General features: G+C 66.8%; 16 protein-coding genes and 1 pseudogene. 7 read left to right on the forward strand and 10 right to left on the reverse strand.

The genetic code is table 11. The features are described from left to right. Window position 1 precedes the first annotated feature (1 nt). The 4 genes from HQ394_RS09500 to HQ394_RS09515 all read right to left on the reverse strand — a co-directional run bounded on the left by HQ394_RS09500 (window position 2) and on the right by HQ394_RS09515 (window position 6,355). Entirely contained in the window at window positions 2-1,921 is a 1,920-nt protein-coding gene (locus HQ394_RS09500) for an ABC transporter ATP-binding protein (protein ID WP_190260060.1), read from the reverse strand. Continuing rightward, entirely contained in the window at window positions 1,918-3,855 is a 1,938-nt protein-coding gene (locus HQ394_RS09505) for a glycosyltransferase (RefSeq protein WP_190260061.1), read from the reverse strand. The genes HQ394_RS09500 and HQ394_RS09505 overlap by 4 nt, the downstream gene beginning before the upstream one ends. Beyond that, window positions 3,840-5,024: a glycosyltransferase family 4 protein gene (locus HQ394_RS09510; RefSeq protein WP_190260062.1), complete on the reverse strand. Its 1,185-nt coding sequence runs from the start codon at window positions 5,022-5,024 to the stop codon at window positions 3,840-3,842. The genes HQ394_RS09505 and HQ394_RS09510 overlap by 16 nt, the downstream gene beginning before the upstream one ends. Then, on the reverse strand, window positions 4,997-6,355 hold the full coding sequence (locus HQ394_RS09515) for a glycosyltransferase family 4 protein (RefSeq protein ID WP_456151412.1): 1,359 nt from the start codon (window positions 6,353-6,355) through the stop codon (window positions 4,997-4,999). The genes HQ394_RS09510 and HQ394_RS09515 overlap by 28 nt, the downstream gene beginning before the upstream one ends. A 1,342-nt stretch (window positions 6,356-7,697) precedes the next feature. Between HQ394_RS09515 and HQ394_RS09525 the strand changes: the two genes are divergently transcribed. Continuing rightward, window positions 7,698-10,337 carry an ABC transporter ATP-binding protein/permease gene (locus tag HQ394_RS09525; RefSeq protein WP_223291478.1) on the forward strand — a complete coding sequence of 880 codons (2,640 nt, stop codon included), beginning with the start codon at window positions 7,698-7,700 and terminating at the stop codon, window positions 10,335-10,337. A 60-nt stretch (window positions 10,338-10,397) separates the two neighbouring features. Continuing rightward, window positions 10,398-10,859, forward strand: coding sequence for a Crp/Fnr family transcriptional regulator (locus tag HQ394_RS09530; protein WP_190260066.1), 462 nt, complete (start codon window positions 10,398-10,400; stop codon window positions 10,857-10,859). A gap of 50 nt (window positions 10,860-10,909) precedes the next feature. Here HQ394_RS09530 and HQ394_RS09535 read toward each other — a convergent pair whose 3' ends face one another. The 3 genes from HQ394_RS09535 to HQ394_RS09545 all read right to left on the reverse strand — a co-directional run bounded on the left by HQ394_RS09535 (window position 10,910) and on the right by HQ394_RS09545 (window position 14,586). Continuing rightward, window positions 10,910-12,112 (reverse strand): cation:proton antiporter, encoded by a 1,203-nt coding sequence (locus HQ394_RS09535; protein ID WP_190260067.1) that lies wholly within the window; start codon window positions 12,110-12,112, stop codon window positions 10,910-10,912. A 42-nt stretch (window positions 12,113-12,154) separates the two neighbouring features. Next, window positions 12,155-12,784, reverse strand: a complete 630-nt coding sequence (locus HQ394_RS09540) for an SH3 domain-containing protein (RefSeq protein WP_190260068.1) — start codon at window positions 12,782-12,784, stop codon at window positions 12,155-12,157. Between the two features lie 440 nt (window positions 12,785-13,224). Continuing rightward, on the reverse strand, window positions 13,225-14,586 hold the full coding sequence (locus tag HQ394_RS09545) for an IS1182 family transposase (protein ID WP_190260069.1): 1,362 nt from the start codon (window positions 14,584-14,586) through the stop codon (window positions 13,225-13,227). A 179-nt stretch (window positions 14,587-14,765) separates the two neighbouring features. On the opposite strand from HQ394_RS09545, the gene HQ394_RS09550 reads away from it, so the two are divergent. The 5 genes and pseudogenes from HQ394_RS09550 to HQ394_RS09560 all read left to right on the forward strand — a co-directional run bounded on the left by HQ394_RS09550 (window position 14,766) and on the right by HQ394_RS09560 (window position 19,201). Next, window positions 14,766-15,714 (forward strand): IS630 family transposase gene (locus HQ394_RS09550; protein ID WP_407644692.1). Its coding sequence is split into 2 segments (ribosomal slippage): window positions 14,766-15,103 and window positions 15,102-15,714, totalling 951 coding nucleotides; the frame shifts between segments, so codons are not numbered across the junction. Window positions 15,715-15,790: 76 nt separating this feature from the next. After that, window positions 15,791-16,977: pseudogene (locus HQ394_RS21500) on the forward strand (IS701 family transposase). Next, window positions 16,974-17,141 carry a hypothetical protein gene (locus HQ394_RS21505; RefSeq protein WP_190260090.1) on the forward strand — a complete coding sequence of 56 codons (168 nt, stop codon included), beginning with the start codon at window positions 16,974-16,976 and terminating at the stop codon, window positions 17,139-17,141. Before HQ394_RS21500 ends, HQ394_RS21505 begins: the two are co-directional and overlap by 4 nt. A gap of 11 nt (window positions 17,142-17,152) precedes the next feature. Next, entirely contained in the window at window positions 17,153-18,544 is a 1,392-nt protein-coding gene (locus tag HQ394_RS21510; RefSeq protein ID WP_223292076.1) for an SUMF1/EgtB/PvdO family nonheme iron enzyme, read from the forward strand. A gap of 312 nt (window positions 18,545-18,856) precedes the next feature. Next, entirely contained in the window at window positions 18,857-19,201 is a 345-nt protein-coding gene (locus tag HQ394_RS09560; protein ID WP_190260072.1) for an endonuclease domain-containing protein, read from the forward strand. Window positions 19,202-19,323: 122 nt separating this feature from the next. Here HQ394_RS09560 and pheT read toward each other — a convergent pair whose 3' ends face one another. The 3 genes from pheT to rplT all read right to left on the reverse strand — a co-directional run bounded on the left by pheT (window position 19,324) and on the right by rplT (window position 23,348). Next, window positions 19,324-21,729, reverse strand: a complete 2,406-nt coding sequence (gene pheT / locus HQ394_RS09565; RefSeq protein WP_190260073.1) for a phenylalanine--tRNA ligase subunit beta — start codon at window positions 21,727-21,729, stop codon at window positions 19,324-19,326. Next, window positions 21,726-22,802: a phenylalanine--tRNA ligase subunit alpha gene (pheS, locus tag HQ394_RS09570; protein WP_190260074.1), complete on the reverse strand. Its 1,077-nt coding sequence runs from the start codon at window positions 22,800-22,802 to the stop codon at window positions 21,726-21,728. Before pheS ends, pheT begins: the two co-directional genes overlap by 4 nt. Window positions 22,803-22,952: 150 nt before the next feature. Beyond that, on the reverse strand, window positions 22,953-23,348 hold the full coding sequence (gene rplT / locus HQ394_RS09575; protein WP_190260075.1) for a 50S ribosomal protein L20: 396 nt from the start codon (window positions 23,346-23,348) through the stop codon (window positions 22,953-22,955). Window positions 23,349-23,351: the final 3 nt, after the last annotated feature.

Here is a 23,351-nt window from a genome sequence, read left to right on the forward strand (position 1 = left end):
CTCACGCCGCCGCCGCGCTAGGGCGTTCGCGGGCCCGGACACGATGGCCGCCGCCCAGTTCGATCATCCCCATCGCCGGACCGCCCACCGCCGCCTCGCCGATCCCGGCTGCGGCGTCAGGCTCGTTGAAGGNGGGCGGCCAGGCTGCCGGCGAGGAAGCGCGATTGTCCATCAGCCGGGCGAAGTCGAGCGGCCGGCTCGGATCGGGATAGGGCACGGCGGCAAGCAGCGCCTGGGTATAGGGATGCAGCGGATTGCGGAACAGCACCTCGCGCGGCGCTTCCTCGACGATGCGCCCGGCGCACATGACGAGGATGCGGTCGGCCATGTAGTCGACCACCGCCAGGTTGTGCGAGATGAAGAGATATGTCAGCCCCAGGTCTGCCTGCAGGTCCTTGAGCAGATTGAGGATCTGCGCCTGCACGGAGACATCGAGGGCGGAGACCGGCTCGTCGCAGATGATCAGGTCGGGCCGCAGCGCCAGCGCCCTGGCGATGCCGATCCGCTGCCGCTGGCCGCCGGAAAAGCTGTGCGGATGGCGGCGCAGGCCGCGCGGATCGAGTCCCACCCGCTGCATCAGTTCGGCCACCAGTTCGCGTCGATAGGCCTCATCGCCGCGGCGATGGATGATCAGCGGCTCGCTGAGGATGTCGTACACGGTCATCCGCGGATCGAGCGAACTCTGCGGATCCTGGAAGATGTACTGGATACGCCGACGATAGGGGAACTTGCTGCGGCGATCGAGGCGGAGGAGATCGACCGTCTTGCCCTCGTCGCTGTAGATCACCTGCCCCTGATCAGGGACGACGCCGCCCATGATCACCTTGCTCACCGTCGTCTTGCCGCAACCGCTCTCCCCAACGAGGCCGACGCATTCACCGCGGCGAACGCTGAAGCTCACATCGGCGACCGCCGTCGTCGTGCCACCACCGCCGAGGCCGAACAGCCCGCCGCCGCGGCGATTGCGAAAGCGCTTGACCAGGTTCGCCACCTGCAGCAGCGGCAGGTCGTCCTGCTGCGCCCGGCGCGGGCGCGACACCGGCTTCAATAGGTGGCCATGAAAGGGTGGGATCTCGCGCAGCGGCTGCAGCCGCTCGCCCGGCTTGATGTCGAAATGCGGCACCGCGCCTAGCAGTCCCCGTAGGTAAGGGTGTTGCGCTGCGCCAAAGATGGTGTCCACCGGTCCGCTCTCGACGACGCGGCCGCGATACATCACCACCACTTCATCGGCGATGTTGGCGACGACGCCCAGATCGTGGGTGATCAGGAGGATCGCCATCCGCAGCTCGGCGCGGAGGTCGGTCAACAGCTTCAGAATCTGCGCCTGAATGGTGACGTCAAGGGCGGTGGACGGTTCGTCGGCGATCAGCAGCGATGGCCGGCAGACGAGCGCCATGGCGATCATCGCCCGCTGCCGCAGGCCGCCGGACAGCTCGAAGGGATAGGTGTAATAGGCGCGCGCAGGATCGGCGAAACCCACATGACGCAGCATTTCGACTGTCAGCCCGCGCGCCTCCTTACGGCTGATCCGGCAGTGGATGGTCAACGCCTCGCTTACCTGGTCGCCTACAGTGTGCAAGGGCGACAAGGACGTCATCGGCTCCTGGAAGATCATCGCCATGCGCTTGCCGCGCAGGGCGCGGAAGGACGCGCTGCTGGGATCGAGCCGCGCCAGATCGATGACGCCCCCCGTTGCNNCCGGATCGTAGAACAGGATCGAGCCGGCGAGAATGCGCCCCTGGCGCGGCAGGATGCCGAGAATGGCGTGGGCGGTGACCGACTTGCCGGAGCCGGATTCACCGACAAGGGCAACCACCGAACCGGGACGGACGCGAAAAGAAACGCCGTTTACGGCGTTGATCATCCCGCTCATGCTCTGAAAGCCCACCGCCAGATCCTTGACCTGCAGCAGGTTGGTCATTGGTGGAAGGCCTCTGCCGCGCTCAGCCAGCGCACCGCAGGATGACCGCGCGTTGCCTGCAGCAGTTCGCCGATGAAAGCCCAGCACGCTTCGTCGTGAAAGGAATGATGCGTCATCACCCCTGTCGGTTCCTGCGTGTCGACGCGCCCCTGCCGGCGAGCGCTGAGGTGGGTCAGCAGCTGTGCCAAGGCCGCTTCGCTACCGGCGAAGCGGCGCGACTGCCAGTTCATAATGTCCACGTGGACGTTGACCTGCCGCACTCCCGGTGCTGCATCGGCGGCCGGACGCGGCCCAAGCGTGGAGACGCCGGCAAGCCCGGCCCGCGGCAGCGCCGGCAGGAGAGCCGCGTCGATCCGGTTCCAGGGTGCCACCAGCACCGGCACCGCGCGGGCAAAGGCTGAGAGCTTGTTCCAGCCGGCCGCCAGCTCGGTGATGCGGACGTCGACCGGTCGTTCCGGGCCGTATTCATTCTGGCGCTCGCCGCCAGCTGAGTGGTCTGCATGCGCCCAGCCGTGTTGCAGCACCCATATTTCGCCGCTGTCGACGGCGAGCCGGTCGCGCAGCGGCGCGCCGGTGTCGGCCGGAATTACGGCGAGGGCGACCGGAACCGCCAGTGCGACCGCCAGCGCCAGCAGCCGCTCCAGCGCTGGCGCCGGATGCACAGCGTCATCATCGCGCCACCACAGCGTCGCGCTGCGGCCCGCGGCCTGCCAGGCGTCCAGTTCGGTGTGCAGATCGTTCCAGCCCGCCATTTCACCCTCACGCCGNNCTACCGGTGGCTGCCGACACCAGGCGCTGACCAGCTTTGCCGTCGCCGCGGCGCCGTCCATGTCCACCGCCAGCGTCGCCGGGGTTTGCGCCAGCGCCTGGTCGACGGCGGCGGCCAGCGCCCTTGATGTCAGCTGATCGGCTTCGAGGAGAGTGACGACACCGCGCGCGGCGAGCGCCTGCGCCCGGAATGTCTGCTCCGTCTCCCCCGGTGCGGCGAAGGGAACGATCACCGCGCCGACGCGAGCGTTCAGGATGTCCATCATCGTGTTGTAACCACCCTGCGAGATGGACAGCCGCGCCTGACGCAGGAGCTGCGGCAGATCGTCGCGCCAGCGTTCGACGATCACCCCTGACGGCGCGTTCCAGGCCAGATCGTCATAGACCGCGTTGCTGAGGTTGGGGCCGGTGATGACCCGCCAGACTCGCTTGGCCGCCTGCGTCAGCGGTCGGGCGGCGATAGCCGAGCGCAGCAGCGGCTCGCCCACGACGCCGCCACCCACCGAGACCACCACATCGCCCGCTTCCGTTAGCGATGCCGCTTCCGATGCCGGCGCTGCTCCGTTCACCGCTTCGGCGACGTAGCCGGTGTAGAGCAGCTTGTCGGCGATGCCGGCCGCTTCCGGGAAGGTGGCGGTCAGCGGATAGAGCTGCGGATCACCGTGAACGAGCACATGGTCGAACCATTGGCGGACCAGCTGGACACTGCGTTCGTTGCGTGCCGGATCGGCCTTGGCCACCAGGGCATCGCGCACTGAGGAGACGATCCAGGGGCGCGGCTCGGCCACCCGCGCCGCCTCCAGCAGCGGCAGCAGCTCGAAACGGAACTGCAGCCGGCCGAACGGAAACAGCTCGAGGATGAGGACGTCCGGTCGCAGGGCTGCGAACTCGGTCAACAGCCGGGCAACGCGGCCTTCGCGCCAAGCGTCGTCCACCGGTTGACCATTGTCGTCGATCAGGATCTTGAAGCTTTCGTCGGCGGCACGCACCGCCGGCAGCTGGATGCGCGCACAGCCTGTGAAGTCGATGCCGGCGACGTCGCGTCCACCCAGCACCACCGCCACATCCAGGCCAGCCTCGACCATGGCCGCGGCGAGCAGTGAGGCCCGCTTCAGGTGGCCAACACCGAGCAGATGCTGGACGTAGAACATCACGCGGCCGGACATGCCGGACGGCCTCCTTCTTCGCCCGCAAAACGAGCCAACAGCGGCTGCAGATGACGGCGAAGCAGCGCCGCCCCCACCTCGGTGCTGTGGTGGCGCCGCGCCTGCAGCGCCGCCGCGTCTCCCTGGCTGCGCCGCAGCGCTGGATCGGCGAGGAGGCTGGCAACCGCGGCGGCAAAAGCAGCCACATCGCCGGGCGGGGTCAACCGGCCGGTGCGACCATCGGCGATGATGCCGGCGACCCCTGGCCGGGCCCCGGCCACCACCGGTAACGCCGCCGCCTGCGCCTCGATCAGGGCGACACCGAAAGCTTCGCCGATCGCCGGCCACAGATAGAGATCGGCCGCGGCGAACAGCCCGGGCAGCGTGTCACCGGCGACTTCGCCGAGCCAGACGACGCGATCGGCGACCGGGGCAAAGGCGGCGCGCACCTTCGCTGCCGCCGGACCGTCGCCGGCGATGATCGCCTGCCAGGGCTGGTCGCCGAGCCGGGCAAGTGTCGCGGCAAGAAGACGATAGGACGCAAGCTTCGCGCCGTCGCGCATCATCGCCGCCGTCAGCAGCCAGGGATGGCCGACGTCGAGGTGGTGGCGTGCCGCCAGGCGCCGCCGGTACTCCGCGCGCCGGGACGCGGCGGCGGCAAAGGGGGCAACGTCGATGCCGGGTCGGATCGGCACCAGTCGTGACGGAGCGGCCAGGAGGGGGAGGACGCCCTCGTCGTCATCGGGATTGGGACTGAAAACGAGATCGGCAGCAGCGATCGCCGCCGCGGCGGCGCGGTAGCCGCGTGCCCAGCTGCCGTTCGCCTGCTTGGCCGCGTGCGACGCCTCCGCCACCACATAGGGGATGCCGAGGCCGGCGGCGACCACCGGCCCCAGCCAGTCCGGCGCTTTGTGATAAAGATGATAGGTGAACCAGAGACGTGGCCGGGCAGCGGCTGGCAGAGCGCGATAGCGCTGCAGCAACGTCGCCGCAATCGCCCGACCGTGTTCGCCAAGGCGAGCCTGACAGGCATCGTCGCCAGCGGCATCGAAGGCGACGAAGCGCGATGCCAGCCGCGGCCGATAGCCAGCGCGCTCGAGCGCCGCCCACAAGGACCGCGCCATCTGGCGGTCGCCCGAAGGCACCGGATGATCGGGCGGCTTCATCGGGGCATAGAAGGCGATAGGCATGTGGCGGTTGGCTCTGGATTGCCGCCAAAGCGGCGGGCTAAGTCGTTGACACCCTCATGGTACGAGAATACGCGGCGGACGCGCTGCATGCCAGCGATTGCGAGGCATTCACGCTCCATCGGTGCGCGGGCCAGCCGCTCGATCGCCGCCGCCAGCGGCGCCGCTTCGCCGGGCGGCACCAGGAGCCCGGTCTCACCGTCGACGATCAGCTCCGGGATTGCCGACACCGCGGTGGAAATGCAGGCGAGTCCCTGGCTTTGTGCCTCCATCAGCACATTCGGCAAGCCGTCGCGGTCGCCATCATCGGCGATGCGGCAGGCGAGCACGAACAGATCGGCTTGGCGGTAGTGGTGCAGCACCTGGTCCTGCGGCAGCGCTCCCAGCCAGTCGANTCGATCGTCGATCATGAGGCGGTGCGCCTCAGCCTGCAATTGGGCCAGCAGGGCGCCGGTACCGATGTGGGTGAGCCGCCAGTTGAGCCCCGCCGGCAGTTGCGCCAGCGCGGCGAGCAGCACCGCGTAGCCCTTCTTCGCCACCGCCCGGCCGACGGAAAGCAGCCGCACCGGCTCACCAGCACCATCGCGTGGCGGACGCGTGCCCGGCGGGGGCGGAAAGCGCTGCAGGTCGAGGCCGTGATAGACGAGGCTGACGCGTCCGGCATCCGGCGCCAGCGACTGCAGATNGTGCAGGTTGGCCCGCGTGCAGGTGACCAGCCAACGGAGGTCCGCCAGCTTTTCCCGCTTCTCCCACGCCGGGATGGTCCAGATGTCCTTGGCGTGCGCGGACGCACTCCACGGCAACTGCCGCAGCGCTGCAGCATAGCGGGTCACCGAAGCGGGGGTGTGCAGGAAATGCGCATGCAGCCACTCGATCGCCGGCGGCAGTTCAGCGGCCAGCACCAGCGCCTGGCCGAAGCGGCGGAAGCGATTGCGCGTCGGTTCGCGGCGCAGATCCCGCAGCCATAGCCGCCGCGCCTCACCATAGCCTGGTAGCCGCCGCCCGTGCCACCAGGCGCGCAGCGCCCGCAGCGGCTGCCAGTGCAGATATTCCGGCAGATAGGTGACTGGGGCGGTGATTTCCCGGTGAATGGGGTGGATCGCCGAGTCGGTGGGATGGCGCAGGGAAAAGATGTGGATAGCGACGCCCTGCTGCTCGAGACCGCGGATCTCCTGGGCGATGAAGGTTTCCGACAGGCGCGGATAGCCCTTGAGGACGAACGCCACCGGCTTTGCCATCTCAGCGGGCGGAGTCGGCGTTGACCGCGCGCGGATACCAGCTTTGCCGTTGCTGCAACAGCAGGTCGACCATGCCGCAGATGCGCTCAATGCCATCCAGCAGGCCCGGGATGCGCACCGCCGATGGCAACGGCTGCTGTGGCAATGCGCGCAAGGCCGCCGCCAAGGCGCCGGGATCTTCGATCGCCTCCGGCGTCAGCATCCGAACCAGTCCCAGCGCCTGCGCCCGTTCCGCCCGGATCAACTGTTCCAGCCTCGGCTCCCGGCGGGNGACGATCATCGCCGGCTTGTCGAGCGACAGGATCTCGCAGAAAGTATTATAGCCGCCCATGGCGACAACGCCCATCGCCCCCGCCATCAGGGTTTCCAGATTGGCATCGAAGGTGATGGCCTCCACCCGAGCGAGGCGGGCGGTCCGCTCCATGAACTCCGCCTGCAGCACCGAGTGCATGAACGGCCCCAGCACCAGCAAGGCGGTGTAGGGCATGGCGGGATCGTGTTCGTAGGCGCGCAGCACCGCATCGACCAGCGCCGCGCCGTCACCACCACCACCGGTGGTCACCAGAAGATAGGGCGCATCGGCGATCACCGACGGCACCATCGAGGCGCGCGGTGCGGGTTGGACGGTGCGGCGCAGATAGCCGGTGTAATGGACGTTGCGGGCAATGCTCGCCGAAAGATCGATCCCCTCGAGAGCGTTGCAGATGCTGGGCAGGCCGTAGACCCAAATCTGGTCGTAGAAGTGCGCGAGGGCAGGGGCGACGTTCTTCCGCTCCCATTCTTCCGCCAGCTGGCCCGGTTCGTCCATGACGTCGCGCAGCCCCAGGACGAGCGGCACCCCGCGCGCCTTCAGCATCGCCAGCGTCTCGCGCACCTCGCCGCGCAGACCCAGCGGCTCCTTGTCGACGAGAAAGAGGTCGGGGCCAAAGGCATCGGCGGTGTTGTGGATGATCTGACTGCGAATGGCGAGGATATCGCGCAGGCCGATGTCGAGGCTGAGCGGCGTATAGTCGCCATCCTTCAGCTTGATGACGCCGGGAATGCGGACGAAGTCGACCCGATTGGCGAAGCTGAAGCTGCCGATGATCGGCGAGCCGGTGAGGATCAGCACCTGCAGATCGGGACGGTGCTGCACCAGGGCGTGGGCGATGGTCCGGCATCGGCGCAAATGGCCAAGACCGAAGCTGTCATGACTGTAGATGAGGAGACGACGCTGTCCGCCACGCTGCCGCATGGATCGCCTCTGAGGTTGCCGACCTGAATTTGCTGCTAGCGCCACGCCGCTGTCTAGAAATAACTAACGGGCCTTGAAAACACTAGCGATTTCGCCATCAACTTCTAGGATGGCATCAACTCGCGAGTGCTCCAAAGTGGGGAGTGTTAACGCCAATCGCTCGCATTTAGCTTAGTTCCCATAGGTAAATAAACGGCATTCCGAATGAAAAAAACAATATTCGGATTTATTCGTTTCTACAGCTGGAAGCAGCAACTCATATTATTGGTTATAACGGGAATATCTTTACCATTCCTATACGCGTCCCTTGACCTTCCAAAGACCATTGTCAACAAGGCTATCGATGGCCATAACTTTCCTGCTTTGTTTCTTGGTTTTAGCCTCGATCAGATTGATTATTTATTTGTATTGTGTGCCATTTTTCTCATTCTTGTCGGCATCAACGGTGCCTTCAAATATTTCATAAATGTTTATAAAGGGTTAGTCGGCGAGCGGATGCTTCGTCGGCTCCGCTATCAACTATACAGCCGGATTCTGCGCTTCCCGCTGCCGCGCTTCCGACAGACGTCGCAAGGAGAATTGATTGCCATGATCACCGCCGAGGTGGAGCCGCTCGGCGGCTTTATCGGCGATGCGGTGGCACAGCCGATGTTTCAGGGCGGCACCTTGCTGACGATTCTGACCTTCATGTTCGTCCAGGACGTGGTTCTGGGCCTCGCCGCGGTGGCGCTCTATCCGCTGCAGGTCTACGTCATTCCGAAACTGCAGCGCCAGGTGAACCAGCTTGGCAAGGAGCGCGTTCGCACCGTCCGCCGCCTGTCGGAACGGATCGGCGAGACGGTCTCAACGGTCAGCGAAATCCACGCCAACGATACGGCAGAGCGGCACCGGGCCGATTTTGCCGCGTGGTCGGGAACGATCTTCGACATTCGCTTCCGCATCTACCGCAAGAAATTCTTTATCAAGTTTCTCAACAACTTCATTGCCCAGTTGACACCGTTTTTCTTCTATTCCATCGGCGGCTACCTCGTCATCCGCGGCCAGCTCTCGTTTGGCGCCCTCGTTGCGGTCCTCGCGGCCTACAAGGACCTGTCATCGCCGTGGAAGGAATTACTCGACTGGTATCAGCAGAAAGAGGACACGCGGATCAAGTACGAGCAGTTGGTGGAGCAGTTCGATGCGCCGGGGCTTCTCGACGACGCCTTGCTGGCGACGGCGTCCGCCGAGGTGCCGCACCTGCAGGGCCCGGTGATCGCCAGCAACCTGGTGTACGAGGAAGAGGGAGGGGTGCGGCTGGTGGATGGGATCACCTTCAGCTTCGAGCTGAAAGAACGGGTGGGGATCATTGGCGGTAGCGGCGCCGGTGCCGATACGGTCGCCCAGCTCCTGGCTCGCCTTCTGCTGCCAACCGGTGGCAGCATCCATTTTGGCGACGTTAGCGCGGCGCAACTGGGCGAAGCGGTGACCGGCCGGCGGATCGCCTATGTCGGTCCGGAGGTGACCCTGATCGTTGGCTCGATCCGCGATAACCTGCTCTATCCCCTTCGCCGCCAACCGCTGCGGCCGGCGACCTACGAAGGCGAAGCCTTGCGCAAGCATCTCTATCGGCAGGACGAAGCGGAGCGCAGCGGTAACACAACCAGCGACCCGAAAGCGGAGTGGACGGATTATGACGCCGCCGGCGTTGCTGACGAGGCGGCCCTTCTCAGCCGGATCATCGAACTGCTCGACGTGGTCGACCTGGGCGAGGACATGTTCAGCCTCGGACTGCGTCAAAGCCTGAAAGCCGCGGAGCAGCCGGAGCTCGTGGCGCGCATCCTCACCGCCAGGCGGATGCTGGGCGAACGATTGCGCGACGCCAGCCTTGCCGATCTGGTGGAGACCTTCGACCCAGAACGCTACAACTCGAACATGTCGGTGGCCGAGAACATCCTCTTCGGCACCCCGGTGGGCCCTGCCCTGGCGCCGGAGCAGATCGCGGCAAACCACTATATGCGTCAAGTCCTCGACCAGTTGGAGCTGACCGAGGAGATGGTGGCAATCGGTCTCAGCGTCGCCAAGATCATGATTGATCTGTTCCGCGACATCCCGCCAGGACACGAGACTTTCGAGCGCTTCAGCTTTATCAGTAGCGATAATCTGACTGAACTGCAGGCGGTGGTCCGGCGCGTCGAAGGTTTGCCGCTGGCCGACGCCGAGGAGGAAGATCGCGCAGCGCTCCTCTCCTTGCCGTTCAAACTCATTCCTGCCCGGCACCGGCTGGGCGTCTGCACACCCGAGCTCGAAGCCCGCTTCCTCGTCGCCCGGCATGCCTTCGCCGTGGGCTTGCCTGCCGACCTCCGTGGCTCGATCGCCTTTTTCGACCCCGTGACGTACAACGACCCGGCCTCCGTGCAGGACAACATTCTCTTCGGCAAGCTGGCTTACGGCCGGCCCTTCGCCCAGCGGCGGATCGGCGCCCTTCTGGCCGAGGTGGTGGAGGAACTGGGACTGCGCCAGGATATTGCTGATCTCGGCCTCGGATTTCAGGTCGGCATCGGCGGTGGGCGGCTATCGGCGGTGCAGCGGCAAAAAGTCGCCCTGGCACGCGCCCTGCTCAAGCGCCCTGACCTGCTGATCCTCGATCGGGCGCTCGATACGCTCGACGCATCATCGCTGCGGGCGGTGGTCGGGCGTCTCCTTGCGGCGCGCGATCACAGCGGCCTGATCAGTGTCATGGGACCCGGCGCCGAAACGGACGGATTCGACCGCCGGATCGTGATCGAAGCGGGACGCATCGTCGAACAAGAGTCGATGCTGGAGCAGCAGGCCGGGATCGAGCACGATGCCAGAGCACAACAATAAGCGACACCTCGCTGCCGCACCACGGGCGCAGGACGCGGACCGACAGGACGGAGATGATCGATGAACTACGGGATCACCGTTGCGCTGCTTCGCCGGGTACCGATCTTCGCCAGCATGGAAGCCGGTGCACTGAAGCTGCTCGCCTTCTCCAGCACTTACCTGACGGTGGATGACGGTGAAATCATCTGTCACGAGGGCGACGCGTCGGATGGCGTCTACGTCATCGAAGCAGGGAAGGTGGAGGTTCTCGTCGAGCGGGGTGACACGCGGGTGCGGGTTGCCGTCGTCGGCCCCAACGAGGTGGTTGGTGAAATGGCAGTCATCCTCAGTCAGCCGCGCAGCGCGACGCTGAAGGCGCTGGGACCGGGCCGGCTGGTGAAGATCGACGCCGATATCTTCCTGAGCACCGTGACCGGCAATGCCGAGTCGGCGCTGGGGGTGCTGCGCATACTGTGCGCGCGGCTGAACGGGATGCTGCGGCGCTATGAGGATCTGTCGCGTCGGCTCGACCATCCCGGCTAAGTTTCGACGCCCCTCGCCCGGGTTAGCGACGCCAAGGGCAAGACCCGCTGTCAAATGGCATCGCTGCCCGGCTCGGGAACCGCATCGCGCGCATCTCCCCCGCGCAGCATCAGCGCCAGCAGCGGAAAAATCAGCACCGAGAGGATACCGGAACCGACCAGCGCCGCGGCGTTCTCGGGCGCGACCCGACCGGTCGCTTTGCCGATGCTGGCGATGACGACGATCAGGGGCAGCGACGTCGCCGAGAACAGGGCGAGAGCGAGCCTGTCGCGCCGCAGCAGATGGCGATGATAGAGCAGCGCCGGCACACCGCGGATCACCAGCAGCAGGATGAGGAACATTGGCACGCGGATGAGCGTATGGGCGCTGGCGAAGAGCGCTGCCACGTCGATCTGGGTGCCGCTGACGACGAAGAAAATGGGGACCAGGAAGCCGAAGCCGATCGCATCGAGCTTCTGGCGGAAGGCTTCCGACTCCGGTCCCCGCGCCACCAGGCCGACAACAGCGCCGGCGGCAAAGGCGCCGAGGAGCAGATTGAGGCCGAAGACATCGGCGAGAACCACCATCGCCCCGAGGAGCAGCATCGACAGGCGCACCGGCAACTGGCTGGTGGTGTGCAAGGTGCGCGCCATGATCTGCACCANCCGCGGCGGCCGCACCCGCAAAACGAAGGCGGCCAAGGCAAGGGCGATGAAGACAAAGGTGAGCAGCAGGCCCGAGCGCAGCGCCATCGCGCCACCACCGGTGGTGATCAGCGAAAAGAGAATGATCGGCCCGAACTCGCCAATCGCCCCGGCACCGAGGACGAAGCGGCCGAAATCGCACTGCACCTCGCCCGCCTCCCNGCGCAGGATCGGCAACAGCGTGCCGATCGCCGTGGTCGCCAGGGCGACGGCGATGAAGAGCGGCTCAGTCACCAAACCGGCCACGGCGAGAGCGTAGGCGAGCGCCAGTGCCAGGGCCATCGACAGCAACCAACCCAGAATACCGAGGCTGAGCGGCGGACCGCGCAAGGTGGAGAAATCCAGCTCAAGGCCGGCGAGGAAGAACAGGAAGGAGAGACCGAGGGCGGAGAGAGTCGGAATGCTGCCCTCGGCCGCCACCAGGTCGAGACCCTGCGGGCCGATGACAATGCCGAATAGCAGCTCAATCACCACCAGCGGCAGGCGAAAACTGAGCGGCAGCTCATTGATCAGCGGCGCCAGTGCGGCGACGAACAGGATGATCAGCAGCACATGCTGATGGTGCGGCATGTCAACTCCCCGGCACAGGCGCACCGTCAGCCTTGGTTTGGATCAGAAGGGATTGAGCATTTCGGCCTGCGGCTCCGCCGCGTGCTCCCCGGCAGCGGGAAGGCTCGCCGCTGACGGCTCCGTTTCGGCGGCGACCTCGGTCAACTGCGGGCGGGGAGGAGATGCAGCAGCCTCCGTTGCCGCTGTTGCATTTTCTGGCGTCTCCTCCTCGCGCGCTGGGTCGCTCACGCTCGGAGGGGCGGGTGCCGTCGTCGCCTCTTTCGCCGCGGGCACTGTTTCATTCGCCGCAGGCGCAGGCGGGCGCGGATGCGACGGTGCGGTGCTCGGTCTGGCGGCGGTGGGGACGTACAAGCGCGTCGTCAACAGGGCATTGTCGACCCAGCCGTCGAGATCGCCGTCACGGGCCGAGACGTAGGCATAGCCGGAGTCCAGGCCAGTTCGGGTGACCGGCTCCTTCAGCCGCAGAAAGCCGACGATTGGCGACGCTTCATTCGGCTCGGTGTGCACCGCAACCTGATCGTTTGCGGTCAGGAAGCGCTGACCCGGCTGCGTCTCGGATGGGCGGACCACCGTCGGTTCGCCCAGCAGGCTTCCCACCGTCCGATCAACGGTCTGGCAGCCGCCGAGGCCAAGAGCAACGGCGGTCAAAACGACATGAGAGGTGCGGGTCATGGAGCGGCTGCCTAGCAAGTGCCATCAGAAAGGAAGCGATGCGGTGAGCCAATCCTGCGCGAGACGCGACCGACAATCAAGGGGCGGCAGGCGGCGGGATCGAAGACGCCCGAGTGGGTCCGCAAAGCCGAGTCGAGCCGCCAATTCCGTTGGCGTGCCGGGCTCTTGGTCGCCATGATGGGGCAGAGAACGGATGGCGAGGACGAGGCGGGGGATGGCGGATCACAACGAACGCAACGAAAAGCCGATCAGGCTCTTCTATTCCTATTCGCATGAGGACGAGGCGCTGCGACTCCGCCTCGAAAAGCACCTAGCAGCCTGTCGGACTTGCGTCTCGGGCGTCGCCGGACCTGCGTAGGGATCGGTGCGTCGGCGCCTCTGTCAGCGCCATTTTGGGCGGTGCGGTCGCGCTGGCGCGCCTGCGGAACTGGCCGCGCAGGCTAGACGGCGCGGCTGAGGGCGAACATCCGCTTCAGGTTCCATGCCATGGTCACAAGCCTCCACTCGCCACGGGCGGCATTGAGCCCGCGCAGCAGGAACTGCCGGAACCCCAGCACGGACTTGATGATGCCAAACACTGGCTCGGGCGTCTGCTTGCGCAGGGCGTAGAGCGCGCGGCCCTGCGGCGTGCGCAGCCGATACGCCATCGCCTGAACCGGGGTGGGGTCTTCGGGCGCCGGTGGCGCCGCAGCGAAGCGCTCTTGCAGGCTGAGATGATGCGCCTCGCGACCAAGTGCGATCAGCGGTTCGATCCCGCCGGCCACACAGGCCTGCACATTCGCCTCGCTGAAGTAGCCATTGTCCGCCAACAGCATGTCCGGCCTGCCGAGCACGTCCGGCAGAGTGCCGATCTTGTCCAGCATGGGTGTAAGCTGCTGCTTGTCGTTGGGCGCCTGCACCACGTCGGCGACCACCACCAGCAGACTGCCCGCCGCCACCGCCGCCTGCGCATTGTAGCACTGCTCAAAACCGCCGCCCGCCACCGCCATGATGCGGCTTTCCTCGTCGGTCAGATTGATCTGATCCGTGGGCAGCGGCGTCGCCACCGGCGGCTTCGGCTCACGGCCCGTGGGCTTCTTGCCGGTGGCCGCTGCCTTGGCGTCCCGTGCTGCGAGTTTCGCCTGATGGTCTGCCTGCTCCCGTTCGAAGCGTTCCTTCGCGCGGGCCTCGATCTTCGCCCGGGCCTCGGCGAGCCTGGACAACCGTTCCTCACGTCGCGCCAATTCGTCGGGGATCGACATGCCGTCAGCGATGTCCACCTGGTCCGCCGCTTCTGCCTTGGCCATGAGATCGGCCACTTCGGCCTGCAGTTGGGCCTCCAGCTTGCCCGCATGGTCATAGGACAGCGCGCTGTGCCGGCTGGCATTGGCGTGGACCTTGGTCCCGTCGAGCCCGACCGTTCCCAGCTTCAGCACGCCCATCTCGCGCGCGAGCACCAGCACCTGGACGAACAGCTTCTCGATCTGCGGCAGAAAGCGTCGGCGGAACGCGGCGATGGTGTCATGGTCCGGATGATCGTTCGCCGCGATGAAGCGGAACGCCACGCTGTCATAGGTCGCCCGCTCCAGCTTGCGGCTGGAGAACACCCCGGTGGCGTAGCCGTAGATCAGAATGCCCAGCAGAAGGCTGGGGTGGTAGGACGCTTCCCCAGAGCCACGGTAGCTGCCGGTCATCGGCCGCAGATCCAGCCCCGCGATCACCTCCACCACGAACCGCGCCAAGTGCCGCTGCGGAAGCCACTCGTCCACCGACGGCGGCATCAGAAATCCGCTGTCGCGGTCGATCGGGCGGAAGTTGCTCATGCCGAAGAGGTCCGGGCCGGGGGCGTGAATCCATGCCCGGATTCTATAACCCACAGCTCCGCCTCGCGTTAAGTCCGACAGGCTGCTAGAGCGGAGGCCGATCTGAGTGAATCGTTGGGGATTCCCATTGGGGGCTGGTTCTGATTCAAGATGTCTGCCGGAGGAGGAGGCCGGTGGACATGTCGACAGCGCTTTCCCTCGATCTTCGCGTCCGGGTTCTCAAGGCGGTGGCGGAAGGCGCGAGCCATCGCACGGCGGCGGCGCGGTTCGGCGTCAGCGCCGCTAGCGTGAGCCGATGGCGGGCGCTGGAGCGGACGCAGGGTGATCCGCGCCCTGGCCCGCTCGGCGGCGACCGCCGCTCCGCCCGCGTCGAGGCGCAAGGCGCGCTGATCCGGCAGCTGATCGAGGCGACGCCGGACGTCACCACCGAAGAGCTGCGCGCGACGCTGGCCGAGCGGGGCCACGGCTTCGGCTACGGCACGCTGCAGCGGTTCTTCCGCCGCCACGGGCTGACGCGCAAAAAAGATCGGCCATGCGACCGAACAGGACCGCCCCGACATCCTGAAGCAGCGCGAGGCGTGGTTCGACGGCCAGATCGACCTGGCCCCGGAGCGCCTCGTGTTCATCGACGAGACCTGGGCGAAGACCAACATGGGCCGTACCTACGGCCGCGCGCCCCGCGGCGAGCGGCTGCGCATGGGCTTCCCCCATGGCCACTGGAAGACCACGACCTTCGTCGGCGCCCTGACCATGCGCGGCATGATCGCCCCCTTCGTGCTCACCGGAGCGATCAACCGCGACGCCTTCGATGCCTATGTCGAGAAGGTGCTCGTCCCCGAGCTCCGCCCCGGCGACATCGTGATCATGGACAACCTGTCCAGCCACAAGGGGCCGCGCACCGATGCGCTGATCAAGGACGCGGGCGCCAGCCTCCTCTTCCTGCCGCCCTACAGCCCCGACTTCAACCCCATTGAGAAGGCGTTCGCGAAGCTCAAGGCCCTGCTCCGCAAGGCCGCCGAGCGCACCGTCGAAGCCCTCTGGGCCGCCATCGGCCGCTTCGCCGACGACTTCACCCCAGCCGAGTGCGCAAACTACTTCAGCGCCTGCGGATACGATCCAGACTGGTAGGATTCCGCTCTACTACTACAGTTGCATTTTATCCTCTAATATGGTTCCGTTGCCTGCGGCTGTGGGAGGGCGACGGATGGGTGTGGCGGAATGGGCGGGCACGCTTGTTGATTGGAAGGCGGAGCTCGAGGGGTTGAGGCGGGTGATCGCGCCGGCGCTGGGGCGGGCGGAGACGCGCCGTTCGGCCGGGATGTTCATCGACGGGCTGTTCTCGGCGGCATCGCGCAAGACCGGCTGGATGCTGGCCGAACAGGCGGGCCTCGAGGCACCCTATCGCCTCCAGTCACTGCTCGGACGCAGTTCATGGTCGGCAGACCAGCTTCGCGATCTGGTGCGCGGGTACGTGACGAACGCGCTGGGTGATCCGGGCGGCGTGCTCGTTGTCGATGAGACCGGTTTCCTGAAGAAGGGCCGGCACTCGGTGGGTGTCGGCCGTCAGTACTCGGGCACCGCCGGCCGGATCGAGAACTGCCAGGTCGGCGTTTTCGTCGCCTACGCCAGCCGCTGGGGCCACGCGCTCATCGACCGGCAGCTGTACCTGCCGAAAGACTGGGCGGACGATGCGACGCGCCGCCGGACGGCCGCCGTGCCGGACGACGTCGAATTCAAGACCAAGCCGGCGATGGCGCGGGAGATGATCGAGCGGACGCTCGACGCCGGCCCGCCTTGCGCCTGGGTTCTCGCCGATGCGCTCTACGGCTCGGACAGTCAACTCCGGCACCTGCTCGAGGGCCGCGGCCAGCCTTATGTCCTTGCCGTACGCTCCAACCACACCCTTCGCTTCCTCGAGGACGGGACCCTCGTCCAGACCGACCCTGCCACCATGCTGGACACGCTGGCGGACGATGCGTGGTCGTCGCTGACCGCCGGCGAGGGGGCGAAGGGTCCAAGGCTCTACGACTGGGCAAGGCTGCCGCTCGGATGGTCGACGGATGACGGTTTCGAGCGCTGGCTGCTCATCCGCCGCAGCCGGCGTGATGCGCAAGCACTCGCCTATTACCTTGCCTATGCCCGGCAAGGCACGTCCCTGCCCGAGCTTGCCGCTGCCGCAGGCCTCCGCTGGACGATCGAGGAGTGCTTCCTGCGGGCGAAGGACGACCTCGGCCTCGATCACTGCGAGGCGCGCTCCTGGCACGGATGGCATCGCCACATGAGCCTGGTCCTCGCTGCCGCCGCCTTCCTCGCCAAATTGNNTCGGCCGACCAGCGCCGGATCGCCTTCGATAAACGGGACAAAACGAGTCCGGCCGCCGCGGCCGCATGACCGTCCCGCTCGCCACGCCGGAAATCCGCCACATGCTCGAAAGGATCCTGTTCCGGGCGAAAACCCATCCCGCCTTCGTCTGGGCCTGCTCACGATGGCGCCGCAGCCACCAAACGACAGCCGCCAGCAGTCACCGCAAGAAACGACTAGAAACGCAACTGTAGTACTAGCGCACATGCGCTGGAACGGCCTGATCGCCGAGTGGCACGACCGGCAGATCGGCGCCAGCGACGATTGGGAAAGCGCCATCGATGCGAACCTGGAGACGTCGGAGATCATCCTGCTTCTGGTGAGTCCCAGCTTCTTCGCCTCGCCCTACTGCTGGGGCAAAGAGATGACGAAGGCGCTGGAGCGACACGCGCGCGGCGAGGCGCGGGTGATCCCGGTCATTCTCCGCCCCTGCCGCTGGACCAGTACTCGCCTCAAGGTGCTGCAGGCAGTGCCGAAGGACGCGAAGGCCGTCACCACGTGGGCGAACGAGGACGAGGCGTTCGACGACGTGGCGACGCGCATCGAGGCGGTGGTGGAGGCGTTGCAGAAGGCGGATGCGGGTGCGGCNGAAAGCGCCCTCACCCCGGCCCTCTTCCGCAAGCGGGAGAGGGGGAAACGAACCTCTCCCCCGGGAGAGGTCGGCGCCCTTGCGCCAGGTGAGGGGGACGCCGCACCGCTGCCTGAGCGCCCTCACCCTCCCGCTGACGCGGGTCCCTCCCTCTCCCGCGCGCGGGAGAGGGCCGGGGTGAGGGCCGCCGCCGTACCCAAGCCAACCGAAAAGAACGGCATCTACATCGGCACCAACCCCCGCGACCTGCCCGATTTCGCGGTGTTCAAGGACGACGACTTGCCGTGGCTGCCGGAGATGGTGGTGATCCCGGCGGGGACGTTCCTGATGGGCTCGCCACCGGGGGAGGAAGGACGTTGGGATGACGAAGGCCCGCAGCATCGGGTGACGATCGGCAAGTGGTTCGCGATCGGCCGCTACGCGGTGACCTTCGCCGCCTACGACCACTTCTGCGAGGTCACGAAGCGGGTTAAGCCCGGCGACGAGGGGTGGGGCCGCGGCCAGCGGCCGGTGATCAACGTGAACTGGGAGGATGCAAAGGCCTATGGGGAATGGATGTCGGTCGAGACCGGCCAGCCTTACCGACTGCCGTCGGAGGCGGAATGGGAGTATGCCTGCCGGGCGGGAACGACGACGCCGTTTTCCTTCGGGGCGACGATCACGCCCGTCCAGGCGAACTACGACGGCAACTCCAGCTACGGCGGTGGGCCGAAGGGCGTTGACCGGGAGCAGACGGTTTCCGTCGGCAGCCTGCCGGCGAGCCTGTGGGGATTGCATGAGATGCACGGCAACGTCTGGGAGTGGTGCCTTGATGGGAAGAGAACCTACACCGGCAAGGCGGTAGCGGATCCGCTGGGACCGATCGACTCCGGCGTCGACCGTGTGCTGCGTGGCGGCTCCTGGAACTACGCCGTGCACCACGTGCGCTCGGCGTGCCGCTTCGCTTCCGATCCGGACGACCGCTGCTGCAACTTCGGCTTCCGCTGTGCCCGAGTTCAAGAGCCGTGAGCCAGGCAAGTGGGCCGGAGGCTCGTCAGGCGCCGCGACCGAAGCAAGCCGCGGGGACGAAAGGCCCACCCTCTCCCGCGGGCGGGAGAGGGCCGGGGTGAGGGGGCGGAGCCCCGGTTGCGCGGGGCAGCGGCGTTCCCTCACCCGGCGCATGCGCGCCGACCTCTCCCGAAGGGAGAGGTTTTTGGGTTCGGCCTTGCCGCGTCAACGAAACCTCAATGATCCTGGGTGATGATGCAGCTCTTTCCCCTCGCCCCGCTTCGCGGGAGAGGGTAGCCCGCAGAGCCGGGTTAGGTTGACGGGGTGCACGCAATGATCCAGGAAGCGTCGATCCAACAAGCCCGGCAACTCCGCCGCGATGCGACGCCGGCGGAGCGAACCCTCTGGCGGCATCTGCGCAACGGGCAGCTTGCCGGCCTGAAATTTCGCCGCCAGGTACCGATCGGGCCCTACATCGTCGATTTCGTTTGTGTGGAGACGAAGGTGGTTGTCGAGGTCGACGGCGGTCAGCACGCGGACAATGCCGCGGATCGGCTGCGGGACGGTGCGCTGCGGTCGAAGGGATATCGCGTCGTTCGGGTGTGGAACAGCGAGGTGATGGAAAGTATCGAGGGGGTGTTGGCGAACATTGCCGGGGCGTGTGGTTGCGGAGAGTGAGTCCGGCCGCAGTCGCCCTCACCCGGCGCGGCCGCGCCGACCTCTCCCAGAGGGAGAGGTTCTTTTTGCCCTCGCCCGCTCCGCGGGGAGAGGGAGGCCCGAAGGGCCGGGTGAGGGGGCGTCTACCCTCGCAGCGTCCCCCCCGTCGCCTTCTCCACCGCGGCGACGATCCGCCCCGCCACCGCCTCGATCTCGGCGTCGGTCAGCGTGCGGTCGACCGGCTGCAGGACGACGGTAATCGCCAGCGACTTCTTGCCTTCGCCCAGCGTTTCGCCGACGAAGACGTCGAAGACGCGGACCTCGGTGATCAGCGCCTTGTCCGCCCCCTNGGCGGCGCGGATTACCGCCTCGGCGGCGACGCCCTGGTCGACGACGAAGGCGAAATCGCGCTCAAGCGGCTGGAAGGGGGACAGGCTCAACGCCGGTTTCGCCGTGCCCTTGGCGCGGGCGGGCGGGATCGCTTCGAGGAAGACCTCGAACGCCACCATCGGCGCCCTAGCGCCAAGCAGCTGCAGCACCCGCGGGTGTAGCTCGCCGAAGGCGGCCAGCGGCTGCTTCGGGCCGAGACGGAAGACGCCGGAGCGGCCGGGGTGATACCAGGCGGGTGCGTCGATGGTCAGCCCCAGCCGGTCGACGGGAGCGCCGAGTGCTGCCAGCAACGCCAGAACATCCGCCTTGGCATCGAAGGCATCCACTGGGCGGACCCCATCGGCCCAATGCCGCGGCGCCAGACGGCCGGCGCGGATGCCGGATGCCGCCATCGCCTGGTCTTCCGGTGCGTCACCGGCATACTGCGGGCCAACCTCGAACAAGGCCACATCGCGCAGGCCCCGATCGGCGTTGCGACCGGCGGCGGCGATCAGGTTGGGCAGCAGGCTGGGCCGCATCACCGCCAGTTCGGCACTGATCGGATTGACCAGGGTCAGGGTGTCGGCACCGCCGCCGAAGGCTGCCGCGGCGGCAGGCGCCAGGAAGGAGAAGGTCACCGCTTCCGTCAGCCCGCGCGCCGCCAGCGTCCGCCGCGCCAGGGCGCGCTTGCGCTGTGTTGGGGTCAGTGCCGTAGCTGGTAGGTCGCCTTCGCGCGGCAACGGCGTCATCGGGATGCGGTCGTAACCGGCGATGCGCACCACCTCTTCCACCAGACAGGCCTCGCCGACGATATCACTGCGCCAGCTGGGGGTGGTCACCGGCCAGGGGGAGGCGCTGCAAGCGATGCCGAAGCCGAGGCTGCTGAGGATGCGCGCACTCTCTTCGTCCGAGACGCGCACACCGGTGAGCGCCTGCACCCGCTGCGGGCGAAAGGCGATGGGGGTTGCGGTCGGCGGTGCGGCGCCAGCGACGACGATGTCTGAGGCCTCGCCGCCGCAGAGATCGAGGACCAGCCGCGTCGCCAGCTCCAGACCATCCACCAGGAACGCCGGATCGATGCCGCGTTCGAAACGGAAGCGGGCATCGGAGATGATATTCAGGGCGCGGCCGGTGGCGGCGGTGCGGCGCGGATCGAACAGCGCNNCCGACTCGAGAAACACCGTCGTCGTCGCCGCGGTGCAGCCGGTGCGCTCGCCGCCGATGACGCCGCCCAGTGCCTCCGGCCCAGCGTCGTCGGCGATCACCGTCATCTCCGGCGTCAGCGCGTAATCTTCACCATTCAGCGCCAGGAGGCGTTCGCCGTCACGGGCGAGGCGGACTTGCAGCGAGCCACGAACGAGGGCGGCATCGAAGACATGCAGCGGCCGGCAAAGATCGAAGGTCAGGTAATTGGTGATATCCACCAGCACCGAGATCGGCCGTAGGCCGATCGCCTGCAACCGCTCCTTCAGCCAGCGCGGGCTGTCGCCATTGACGACACCGCGGATCAGCCGGCCGGCAAAATACGGGCAGGCATCAGCCGTCGCCGCATCGAAGGCGAGCGAAACGCCGATTGGTGAGAGGTAGCTGCCGGCGACCGGCACGATGTCGAGCGGCTTCAGCGTCCCGAGGCCAGCGGCCGCCAAGTCGCGGGCAAGGCCGCGGACACCAAGGCAGTCGCCGCGGTTGGGGGTGATGGCCACATCGAACAAGGGATCGTTCAGGCCAAGGACGGCAGCGACCGGCGCGCCGACAAGGGCGTCCGCCGGCAGCTCGATGATTCCGGTGTGCGCATCCGACAGCGCCATTTCGCGCTCGGAAAGCAGCATGCCGAAACTTTCGACGCCACGGATGGTTGCCGGCTTGAGGACGGTGCCGTCCACCGGAATGGTTGAACCGACGGGGGCGAAGGCACCCTTCATGCCCGCCCGCGCGTTGGGCGCGCCGCAGACCACCTGCAGCGTTTTCGTTCCGGTATCGACGACGCAGACGCGCAGCTTGTCGGCGTTGGGGTGCAACTCGGCCGCCAGCACCTCGGCAACAACGAAATCGCGCAGGCCGGCGGCGCGGTCGACCAGCGCTTCGAGTTCGTGGCCGATCATCGTCAACCGCTCGGCGATCTCCGCCGGTGAGGCGTCGGTTTCCAGGTGCTGCTGCAGCCAGGCGAGAGTGAACTTCATTGGCCGAGCCCCGCAACCACCGAGGGCACAGCGAGGGCGGCAAAGCCGTAATGTCTGAGCCAGCGCAGGTCGGAGTCATAGAAGGTGCGCAGGTCGGGAATGCCATATTTGAGCATGGTAATTCGCTCCAGGCCAACACCGAAGGCGAAGCCCTGGTAGCGCTCGGGGTCGATACCGCAGTTGGCGAGCACCTTGGGATTGACCATGCCACAGCCGAGGATCTCGAGCCAGTCGGCGCCGTGGCCGATCTTCAGCGTTCCGCCTTGCCGGCTACAGCCGATGTCCACTTCCGCCGAGGGCTCGGTGAAGGGAAAGTAGCTGGGACGAAAGCGCACCGGCAGGTCGTCGATGGCGAAGAAGGCACGGAGAAAGCCGATCAGGCAGCCCTTCAAATGGCCCATGTGCGTCGTCTCGTCGACGATCAACCCCTCGACCTGATGAAACATCGGCGAGTGGGTGGCGTCGGAATCACAGCGGTAGGTGCGGCCGGGGGCGATGATGCGGATCGGCGGCTGCGTCGCCAGCATGGTGCGCACCTGCACCGGCGAGGTGTGGGTGCGTAGAACCATCCGTGCTCCGTTGCGCTCGCCCGGCAGATAAAAGGTATCCATCTCCTGGCGGGCGGGATGCTCCGGCGGAATGTTCAGCGCGGTGAAGTTGTTCCAGTCGGTCTCGATGTCCGGCCCTTCGGCGACGGCAAAGCCCATCTCGCCGAAGATGGCGATCACCTCATCGACGGTCTGGCTCAGGGGATGGATTGCCCCCTGCGGCGCCGGGCGGGCGGGAAGCGTCACGTCGATCCGCTCGGCCGCCAAGCGTGCTGCCAGAGCGGCATCGGCCAGATCGCGCTTGCGGGCTTCGAGCGCCGCGATCACCTCCTCCTTGAGCACGTTGATCGCTGCGCCCGCGGCGCGGCGCGCCTCGGCGTCGAGGGCTCCCAGGCCCTTGACCAGACCGGTGATGCGGCCCTTCTTGCCAAGTTCGGCGATGCGGATGCGCTCCAGCGCGTCGGCATCGGCAGCTGCGGCCACATCGGCCTGGACCGCCGCTTTCAGGTCGTCGTAATCGCTCATCGCCTGTCTTTCACGGGTTCTCTCGCCGGGCGGGCCTCTCGCGACGTCACCGCCGCTTCGCCAAGCGCTGTGTCATCACCGGACGCGCGAGTGGCCATCGCGAGATGGCCAGGACGAGCCCGACGATGACGACAGGGAAAGCGGGGAGGCTTAGGCGGTATGGGCCAGGGTGTCCTGGGCCTCAGTGTCTTGTGCCAGGGCGTCCGCCGCCTGCTTGACCAGCGATCTGAATGCGTCTGGTTCGTGCACGGCGAGATCGGCCAGGATCTTGCGATCAAGCTCGATGCCGGCCTTGACCAAGCCGTCGATGAACCGGGAGTACGTCATGCCGTGACTGCGGGCGGCGGCGTTGATCCGCTGGATCCACAGGGCGCGGAAGGTGCGCTTTTTCGCCCGGCGGTCGCGATAGGCATATTGCAGCCCCTTCTCGACCCTTTCGATGGCGATGCGGAAGGAGGTGGAGGCGCGACCGCGGTAACCGGTAGCGCGATCGAGAACCTTTTTGTGACGGGCGTGGGTGGTGACGCCCCGCTTGACGCGTGCCATCGA

It is taken from the genome of Defluviicoccus vanus, from assembly GCF_014672695.1.
Taxonomy (GTDB): Bacteria; Pseudomonadota; Alphaproteobacteria; order Rhodospirillales; family Defluviicoccaceae; genus Defluviicoccus; species Defluviicoccus vanus.

What these genes read in the sequence shown, in the direction of transcription:
- HQ394_RS09510 (WP_190260062.1), bottom strand. Translation starts at nt 5,024, where the DNA reads ATGCCTATCGCCTTCTATGCCCCGATGAAGCCGCCCGATCATCCGGTG.
- HQ394_RS09525 (WP_223291478.1), top strand. Translation starts at nt 7,698, where the DNA reads ATGAAAAAAACAATATTCGGATTTATTCGTTTCTACAGCTGGAAGCAG.
- HQ394_RS09530 (WP_190260066.1), top strand. Translation starts at nt 10,398, where the DNA reads ATGAACTACGGGATCACCGTTGCGCTGCTTCGCCGGGTACCGATCTTC.
- HQ394_RS09540 (WP_190260068.1), bottom strand. Translation starts at nt 12,784, where the DNA reads ATGACCCGCACCTCTCATGTCGTTTTGACCGCCGTTGCTCTTGGCCTC.
- HQ394_RS09545 (WP_190260069.1), bottom strand. Translation starts at nt 14,586, where the DNA reads ATGAGCAACTTCCGCCCGATCGACCGCGACAGCGGATTTCTGATGCCG.
- HQ394_RS21505 (WP_190260090.1), top strand. Translation starts at nt 16,974, where the DNA reads ATGACCGTCCCGCTCGCCACGCCGGAAATCCGCCACATGCTCGAAAGG.
- HQ394_RS09560 (WP_190260072.1), top strand. Translation starts at nt 18,857, where the DNA reads ATGATCCAGGAAGCGTCGATCCAACAAGCCCGGCAACTCCGCCGCGAT.
- pheS (WP_190260074.1), bottom strand. Translation starts at nt 22,802, where the DNA reads ATGAGCGATTACGACGACCTGAAAGCGGCGGTCCAGGCCGATGTGGCC.
- rplT (WP_190260075.1), bottom strand. Translation starts at nt 23,348, where the DNA reads ATGGCACGCGTCAAGCGGGGCGTCACCACCCACGCCCGTCACAAAAAG.